Origin of the sequence: [Flexibacter] sp. ATCC 35208 (assembly GCF_001975825.1) — a bacterium.
In the GTDB taxonomy this organism is placed as follows: Bacteria; Bacteroidota; Bacteroidia; order Chitinophagales; family Chitinophagaceae; genus Chitinophaga.
Window position 1 is genome coordinate 1 of record NZ_MTKN01000116.1, and the last position, 9531, is coordinate 9531.

The window sequence follows — 9531 nt, forward strand, 5'->3', positions numbered from 1 at the left end:
AAGTATAAACAACTTCATTTTTAAACTTTTCCCGATTGCGTAAATTCTCCCCGATTCCGGGCTGTAATTTTGCGTAAATTTTTTTGCATGTCAGGAATGTTTAGGATCACACTACTTCTTATACTATTTTGCTTTCCAATTGTACTATTTGCACAATATAGCGGCGCCATTACCGGCCGCATTACCACCTTCGATGGCCAACCAATTGAACTAGTTTCAGTTTCTATCGTTGAATTACAGAAAGGTACCCTTACTGACAACGATGGTAATTATAAAATAGAAGACATCAATCCTGGTACTTACACCCTAAGGATCCAGCTCCTTGGTGCTGCACAAAAAGAATTCAGTGTGGCAGTGACTCCCGGTCGGCCGGCTGTACTTGATTACCAGTTATCCAAAGAAAATATCCAGGTTTTACAGGAAGTGCGCGTAATCGGGAATGTCAATAAGTTCTCCAGGAAAGAAAGCTACTACGTAAGCCGTCTTCCCCTAAAGAACCTCGAGAACCCACAAGTTTACAACGTGGTGCCAAAGGAACTGATCGAAGAACAGATGTCTGTAGACCTGGGTAGCATATCCAAAAACGTACCCGGTGCAGGTATTCCCATGATTGCTAATCAGGGTCGTGTTACCTTCCGCCAGCGCGGTTTTGAAACAGAACCCAATGCGCGTAACGGTGTAGCTGGTGCAGCTTTCGCCACCCTGGATCCTGTGAACCTGGAAAGGGTAGAAGCTATCAAAGGCCCGTCTGCCACCCTGTTCGGTACCAATATCTCCAGCAGCTATGGTGGTTTGTACAACCGGGTTACCAAGAAGCCTTTCAACGGTTTTGGTGGTGAGGTTTCCTTTACCGGAGGTAGCTGGAACTACAACCGTCTAACCGTAGATGTCAATACACCCGTTAATAAAGAGAAAACAATGCTCTTCCGTCTGAATGGTGCTACTACCTTCCAGAAGAGTTTCCAGGATATGGGCTTTACTAATAACCTGAGCCTGGCGCCAAGTTTCTCTTACCAGATCACGGATCGTCTTTCCCTGCTGTTAGATGTGGAATTTGGGCAGGAAAAAGGTACTTCTGTAGTTCGGTTCAACCCTTACACAGGTGGCGGTAAAACGCTCTCTATTGCCGATATGAAGTTCCCTTACAAGCGACTCTTCCTGAGCAATGAACTGGCTTACCAGACACAGATGATGAACATCTTCGCCCAGATCAACTATAAGATCTCCGATCACTGGACCTCTCAAACCGTGGTATCCCGTGCCCGTTCTTCCATCAATGGGTATATCAATGCGCTGAATGGTCGTACGGATTCTACCCTGCGTGCCAGTGTGATTTCGGGTTATACTACCTTCATCGCTACTGATATTCAGCAGAATTTTATAGGTGATTTCCGCATCGGTAAATTCCGCAACCGTATGGTAGTGGGCTTAGACTATTATAATAACAGCAACTCTTTTGACAGAACGACTGTGGCAGGACCCACTATTAATTTCCAGCATCCGGGTGCCAACTATCGCCTTAGTAAATCCAAAGTCGATTCATTAGTGGCAGTGGCTACCGGTACCGCTATCCGTAACGAAAACAATGGTGATAATAGCTATGCAGCATATGCTTCTGATGTGTTCAATATCACAAAGAACCTGATGGCCATGGTGAGTCTGCGTGTAGATTACTATCGTGCACAGGGTACGCATAGCATTGTATACGACACCACTGCTGCGGGTACCAATTATCACCAGACAGCCCTGTCACCAAAACTGGGTCTGGTGTATGAAGTGCTGAAAGATAAGGTGTCCGTATTTGGAAGCTATATGAATGGCTTCTTCCATGAAACCGGTACTGACTATGCGGGCAATGCATTCAAACCGGAAGAAGGTAACCAACTGGAAGGCGGTGTGAAAGTGGATGTATGGCAGCATAAACTGGTAGGTACTTTGAGCTACTACGATATCCAGGTGAAGAATGTGATCATTACCGATCTGGAGCATGATGGTTACAGCAAACAGAATGGTACACAGCGTAGCAAAGGGCTGGAAGCTGAGATCACTGTAAACCCGGTTAAAGGGTTGAACATCGTGGCAGGTTATGCATATAACGATAGTAAATATACAAAGTCTGATAGTGCTACACTGGGTTTAAGGCCAGCATTATCCGGTCCTCCTAATATGTGGAACTTCTGGGCGAGCTATCATATTTCCAGTGGTAAACTGAATGGGCTTGGATTTGGTTTTGGTGGTAATGGTGGCGATATGTCTTATCAGACAAACACACGCACTACAAAAATTACCATTCCTTCTTATGTGATGCTGGATGCATCAGTGTTTTATGAGAGATCTAAGTATCGTATTGGTGTGAAGGTAGATAACCTGACCAGCCAGAAAGCATGGTCTGTAAGGTTGACACCGCAACCACCGACAAGGGTGTTGGGTAGTTTCGCATTAAAATTCTAAATAAAAGGGGGAGTCTCGAAGCCATGTTTCCTTTTTCAAACATAAGAACTCAAAACTTCAAGACGCCCCTTTTTTATTCGGGTACCAGATGGGGAGAATTCTCATGGCCTTCCTGTTATTCAGGATATATCCCCTTTTTCTTTGACAATGGTTTTCATCCCCCGTTTGTGAATTCCCTCTTTCATGAATGTTTCTTATAATAAGAATAATTACCTCGATATCTGACTTTATTATCATCAATCTCCCCAAAATAGACCTTTAGCGTCACGGTTTCACCCACCTTACCACTACCTTCAATCTCCAGCCAATACCCATGCACCATGCTCAAAAGTGGCATTACAATCCCCACGATAACATCGATTACTTTTTTCATCATAGAACTTATATATACCTTTGTACCATAATATTAAACCGATATTCATGAAAAACGTTGTACTTGCCAGTACTTCTACCCTTTACGGTGAAAAATACCTTCAGTACCTCCTCCCGGTCATGCAGGAACTCTTTGCCGGTATCGATGAAATCATCTTCATTCCTTACGCCCGTCCAGGTGGCATCTCGCACGATGAATACACTGCCCGGGCTAGCGCTGGCCTCGCCACTATCGGCATCCATGTAAAGGGGCTTCATACTTTCGCAGATCCTGCACAGGCTATCCGCGAAGCCAAAGGCTTCTTCACAGGTGGCGGCAATACCTTCGTCCTGGTAAAACAACTGCATGAGCTCAAATTAATGGACCTGCTCAGCGATGTTGTCTCCAAAGGCACACCTTATATCGGCGCAAGTGCCGGCAGTAATATCGGTGGTGTGAATATGCAAACGACGAACGATATGCCGATTGTATATCCGCCCAGTTTCCATACCATGGGTTTAATGCCGTACAATTTAAACCCTCACTACCAGGAACCAACTCCCGGTGTTCCTCACATGGGTGAAACCAGAGAAACCCGTATACTCGAATTTCATACCCAGCAATCTATTCCAGTGATCGGTCTGCGCGAAGGCAGTTGGATACGTATCAAAGGAAATGAAATCCGCCTTGAAGGCTCCATGCCTGCAAAAATATTCGAACAGGGTAAAACACCTTACGAATTATCAGCAGGCAGTGACATTAAAATCTAAATATGATACTTAATATACGTTCCCTTCGCAGGCAGATCAAAGCACAGCGATACAAGGATATTCCTGTTACGCTTAGCCTGCTGTTTATTCCTATGGCATTGTCCTTACTGATCACGGAAGAGATCAACACCGCATGCATCCTGTTATCTGCATTCATAGCGGTTTACGCAGCTGGTGCACTCGCGATAAAAAAGCGAAGACCATTGTTTTTCAGGCCGCTTCTCATTGCAGCCGCAATACTATTCGTGATTGTTTTAGAAAAGATCATTTAAGCAGAAAGAGGGTGAACTCAAAAGTTAGATACACCCTCTTTTCATTCGGATACCTGATGCAGCCAGCGCCCATTTTAAGCGATTCTCAGGGGGCATTTATTTATAATACACCCTCTTTTTAATATTTTTTTATCACAGTCTAATTATCTTTTCGCTTATTTAACATTATGTTTTGTTAATTCTAAAAAGTTTACTTAAGTTTAACACATCATACTTATTTACTTCCTCTGAAACACCTTCTCCATCTAACCTTTTTCCTGTAGAGCTTTATCTCCATTTTATCCTAGCTGTAATCGTTGCGAAAGACATGTGAATATTTGAACGAACAATGAACATGAAAGAAGGGCAATCACTTATTAAATGTAACAAGGAGAACTTAGCTGTGTAATACCTACACTAATTGAATAATAATTTCCAAAATCTTAATTCGCTGCATGTTCCACGTGCAGTAAACAGGAAGCTATTATCAAAAAAAACAATTCACCCGCATGTCATGCATGTGGTAATGGGGAACTATTTTCAAAATCAAAATGAACTGCATGTAACACGTGTAGTAAGAGGGGAATTATTTTCATAAACAATTTAAACTACATGCCTCGCATGTAGTAAAGGGGATCCTTATATCAAATAGAATAAAATTCAGGCTGTGTCTATAACACAGCAAGGGGAAGTTTTTTGCTTTAACACACTCTATATTATCAACAAAAATTAGCAACTCAATGCAAAGATCGTTTATTGTATGTACGGTCCTGTTTCTGCTATGCGCTTTCGGAGCCATTGCACAGGAAAAGAAAACAGTTTCGGGGTCTGTACAGGATGAAAAAGGCAACCCACTTGTGGGTGTAAGCGTGCAGGAAAAAGGTACCAGCAATGGTGCAAGTACCGGCGACGGCGGAAAGTTTTCATTGAAAGTCGCTCCCGGCGCTACATTGATCTTCTCGTACATTGGTTATCTGAAGCAGGAAGTAGCTGCATCTGCAGCATCTTCTGTACAAATGGCACCCGATCAGACAGGCCTCAATGAAGTAGTGGTTACCGCTATGGGTATTAAAAGAGAAGCACGTGCACTCGGTTATGCTGTAAGCACCGTCAGTTCGAAAGAACTTACCAAGACGGGATCGACCAACTTTGCTTCTGCACTTTATGGTAAAGCAGCCGGTGTGAAGATCGTATCTGCTCCCGGTGGTGCTGGTAGTGCAGTATCCATACAGGTAAGAGGTGTCTCTTCCTATGGGATGAATACACAACCTTTGTATGTAGTAGATGGTATCCCTATCCGTAACTTCAACACGCTGACTTCCCAGTCATGGGGTACGACCAACAGTCGTATTGATGGAAACGGTGCACTTGACATCAACCCGGAAGATATCGAAAGTCTTACGATATTGAAAGGCGCTAGTGCATCTGCTCTCTACGGTTCTGAAGCCACCAACGGTGTTGTGGTAATTACCACCAAAAAAGGTAGCAAAAGCAGGGGCCTTGGTGTAGATATCAATTACACCTATAACCTTGAGAACATTGCGAACAGTCCTGACTACCAGAACGAATATGGTCCGGGCTACGATGCGCAGACCAACGTAGGGAATGGTATTGCTGACTACGAAGGCTGGGTGACCGATTCGAATGGTTCTAAGCATCCTTACTATCGTTCTTACGCACAGTTTGGTCCTAAGTTCGACAACAGCTCAGTGAAGTACTGGGATGGTTCTACCCGTACCTATAAGGCCAACAAAAATAACTACAAAGAATTTTATCAGCAGGGTTATAACTCTAACGTGAATATAGCATTGTCAAATGCCAGCGAGAATGGGAATTATCGTATGTCTTATACCCGTACCGATTATAAAAGTATTATGCCAGGTAGCAACCTGAATAAAAACAACTTTAACTTTAACGGTACACTCAAGCTGAATAAAAAAGTGTCAGTGGATCTCGTATCTACCTACAACAATAATTTTACCCATAACCGGGCCTATGCGATGAGTAACATTTTCGGTTCATATGGCGGTTTCTTCAGCCGTATGGATGATATGGGTACGTATTACAACAAGTACAAAACATCTAACGGGTATAAATATGTAACGTACAACAACAGTAACTATGATCAGGATGAGAAGTTAGCTTACAACATACGTGCTACCAACCTGCTGGACTACCTGTATACCAATCTGCGTAACAGTTATGATGAAACACAAAATCGCTTCATCAACAGTATCACGCTGAATGTAAGCCTGCTGGACAACCTGAAATTCCGCGGTCGCATCGGTGGTGACTATACCGGCTGGAGCGCTGCTGATAAAGAACATAATACACAGCCGGCATCGGTGGGTTATACAGGGGCATATTCTTTGGAAACACGTAATAACAACGTGACATATGGTGACGTCCTGTTGACGTATAATCCTAAAATTAATAAAGACTTTGACCTCTCTGCCACAGGTGGTGCTTCCGGTAGAAAACAGACTTATACTTACCAGAAAACTTCGACAGCAGATGGTCTGGTAAATGAGAACTGGTTCAGCCTGAGCAACTCTGCCAGCACTGTTACTGCTTCTTCCGCAAGAGCCACGCAGTTGGATGTGGCGGCTTTCGGTATGCTTAACCTGAGCTATAGGAGTTTCCTTTATTTAGAAGCTACCGGTCGCTATGAAGGTACTTCTACATTGCCATCCGATGTAAACTCTTATTTTTATCCTTCCGTGAATGCAGGTTTTGTATTTTCTGATGTGGTTAAAATGCCTTCCTGGATGAACTATGGAAAGTTGAGGGCATCTTATGGACTGGTGGGTAACCATCCTGCTATTTATGCTGCGAATGTGGCTTACAACCAATACTCACTGGCATACGATGGTGCGACTATTCTTTATCAGCAGCCTAATGCTTCCGGGTTTGGTAATGAAAATATCGTATCCGAACAGAAACGTGAGGCGGAAATCGGCCTGGAAACCAGGTTCCTTGATGGTAAAATTGGCCTGGACCTGAGTTATTACAATAACAAGGTCAATAAACAAATACTTACGGCAAGTACAGCTCCTTCCAGTGGTGCCACATCAGCACTGGTAAATGCAGGTAGTATTTCCAACTACGGTGTGGAAGCTGCCATCAGTGCCACTCCAATAGAAACAAAGAATTTCCGCTGGAGTACCCGTTTCAACTTCGCAATCAACAGGAACAAGCTGACTGAATTGGGTAGTGGTCTTACCAGTCTTACGAATGATGTTGAAGGTGGTGGTTACCTGATCCTGCGCTCTGAAATAGGCGATGCGCTGGGTAATATTTATGTGCACCCGATGACGTCTGATGCCAGTGGTAACAAAGTGGTAAGTGATGATGGTTACTACACCGTAGATGCCAATTCTTACAAATACGTTGGTAACATTATGCCAAAGGTAGTGGGTGGTTTCTCAAACACTATCAGCTATAAAGCTTTTACATTAGACTTCACACTCGATTACCGCTTTGGTGGCAAGCTGGTATCTATCCCTACTTACTACCAGGTCGGCGCAGGTATGTTTAAGAGCACCCTGAAATACAGAGATGCAGCACATGGTGGTATCAGTTATGTTGCGAATGATGATGCAACTGCTGATTACACTGCCAGCGAAAGTGGTGAACGTCATGATGGTTTGATCCTGAATGGGGTAACCTCTACCGGTGCTACCAACACAAAGGTAATTACTGCGGCCGCGTATTACGAGAATACATTCAACTGGCGTACAGATGGTGATTATTCTGCTGCAGTATTTAATAATAGTTATATCAAAGTTCGTGAAGTAGCATTTTCCTACAGCATGCCTAAAAAAGTCACACAGCGTCTGCATGTACAACAATTACAGGTGTCACTGATAGGTCGCAACCTGTTTTACCTGTACAAGTCGCTGCCTTATGGTTTAGATCCTGAAGTGGCAGTAGGTTCCAGCTGGGTGAACCAGGGGGTTGACAACGGTACTGCCGGTCCTACCCGTAGTCTCGGAGCCAGCTTACGTGCGCGCTTCTAATTTTAATTGCTAAACTATTTGCCTAAATCAGATCACAAATGAAACGTCTATTCATCAATATTGCTTTCCTTACATTACTTGCGGGTACTTTCAGTTCCTGTAAGAAACAGTTGGAAGAGAATTACGCGAACCCGGAGTTGACCACCACCGGCTCCATGGGTAAATTGCTTTCGGGTATGTTCTTAAACAAAAGGATCCATCCTTCTTACTGGGACGGGTACACCTTTATCATGCCTTATACGGCCGGGTATTCACAGACTGCGGCTATTGATCCCACTGCCCAGATGTATATTCCATCTACGACATACACTGAGAACCGTTGGGTAGATTTTTACGATGGTGCTACCGGTACTGATTACAACTATTCCGGTCCCGGTATCATGAGCAATTATCGTGAAATGCAGGCTGCTTATAATGAATTGTCATCTTCACAACAGGAATTACAACAGGTATTCCTGAAGTGTGCACAGGTGATCGTTTATGACCAGGCGGCACAGATGATAGATCTTTGGGGAGATATACCTTTTTCAGAGGCCAATTCCCTGAACTCGAGTAAGTCGCTCAGTTATGCAGCATTCGATGATGCCGCCAGCCTGTACGACACGATGATTACAAACCTGAAAGTGCTCAATACATACTTTGATACCGCTTCCCTTACTACTGCCATTACGACTGAATTGGCAAAACAGGACCTTATGTTTTCCGGGGATCTAACCAAATGGCAGCGTTATGCAAATTCATTGCGCCTGCGTTTGCTGATGAGAATATCCAATTATGATGAGTCGACTGCAAAATCTGAAGTCACTACCATGCTGGCAGATGCAGGTACATATCCAATGATTACTGCCAATGATTACAATGCGGTGGTCTGGATGAGCCCAACTGCTTTAAAGAGTGATTTATATGATGTGTTCAGCGGTTACCCATACGCACCTGCTTACCTGCTGGATACGCTGATGGTCGCAAATGGAGATCCACGTACAGATGTGTTCTGGGATGCAGATGGTACGAATGGTTTCAAAGGATTCCCATCCACTGGTACATCTACAGAATACGAAGCAGGTGGCTATGCTACATATGATTCTGCAACTTTCTTTTACAACTATAATATTCCGGCCGTGCTGATGACCGCTGCAGAAGTGAGCTTCCTGAAAGCAGAAGCAGATGAAAGATGGAGTCTCGGAACAGCGCAGACTGACTATGAAACTGGTATTACTCAGTCTACCGCTTTCTATTATAGTATCAATAGCAAAATGGTGCTGAAGAGTGGTGACTGGACTGCGCTGACTGCACCTACAACTGCTACCATCAGTACTTACCTGCTGCAGAGCGATATTGCCTACAGCGGTACCACTACAGAAAAGCTGGCCAAGATCTACACGCAGAAATGGATGAACTTCTTTATTCTGCAATCGGGCCAGGCATGGGCAGAGTACAGAAGAACCGGTTATCCGGTGCTGAGCTTTGCTACATCCACTTCTTCCAGTGGTAGTACACCTCCAACCCGCCTACTTTATCCGTCTTCGGAACAACTGTATAACAGTGCTAACTATTCTGCGGTATCTGGTAAAGATACCAGGGATACGAAGATCTTCTGGGATGTTAATTAGATAAGTAGAGATAAGTGTTTAGTCAAACGGGATGTATCTTCTGGTACATCCCTATTTTTTTTATTTTGAAGTTGTTTA

6 protein-coding genes are annotated in these 9531 nt (G+C 43.9%); 5 read left to right on the forward strand and 1 reads right to left on the reverse strand.

Translation table 11 applies throughout. The features are described 5' to 3' along the window. Positions 1–87: 87 nt before the first annotated feature. Positions 88–2451: a TonB-dependent receptor gene (locus BW716_RS33530; protein ID WP_083730422.1), complete on the forward strand. Its 2364-nt coding sequence runs from the start codon at positions 88–90 to the stop codon at positions 2449–2451. A 181-nt stretch (positions 2452–2632) separates the two neighbouring features. Here BW716_RS33530 and BW716_RS33535 read toward each other — a convergent pair whose 3' ends face one another. Further along, positions 2633–2827 carry a hypothetical protein gene (locus BW716_RS33535; RefSeq protein ID WP_083730423.1) on the reverse strand — a complete coding sequence of 65 codons (195 nt, stop codon included), beginning with the start codon at positions 2825–2827 and terminating at the stop codon, positions 2633–2635. A gap of 44 nt (positions 2828–2871) precedes the next feature. Between BW716_RS33535 and pepE the strand changes: the two genes are divergently transcribed. The 4 genes from pepE (at position 2872) to BW716_RS33555 (ending at position 9453) form a co-directional block, all read left to right on the forward strand. Next, positions 2872–3573, forward strand: a complete 702-nt coding sequence (pepE, locus tag BW716_RS33540; RefSeq protein ID WP_083730424.1) for a dipeptidase PepE — start codon at positions 2872–2874, stop codon at positions 3571–3573. 2 nt (positions 3574–3575) lie between these two features. After that, a complete protein-coding gene (locus tag BW716_RS33545; RefSeq protein WP_083730425.1) occupies positions 3576–3845 on the forward strand; it encodes a hypothetical protein in 270 nt (89 codons plus the stop codon). Positions 3846–4564: 719 nt separating this feature from the next. Beyond that, complete coding sequence (locus BW716_RS33550; protein ID WP_083730426.1) at positions 4565–7843, forward strand: SusC/RagA family TonB-linked outer membrane protein; 3279 nt, start codon at positions 4565–4567, stop codon at positions 7841–7843. 38 nt (positions 7844–7881) lie between these two features. Then, the gene (locus BW716_RS33555) at positions 7882–9453 is read left to right on the forward strand and encodes a SusD/RagB family nutrient-binding outer membrane lipoprotein (protein WP_083730427.1); all 1572 of its coding nucleotides are present in this window, start codon (positions 7882–7884) and stop codon (positions 9451–9453) included. The last annotated feature ends 78 nt before the right edge of the window (positions 9454–9531 follow it).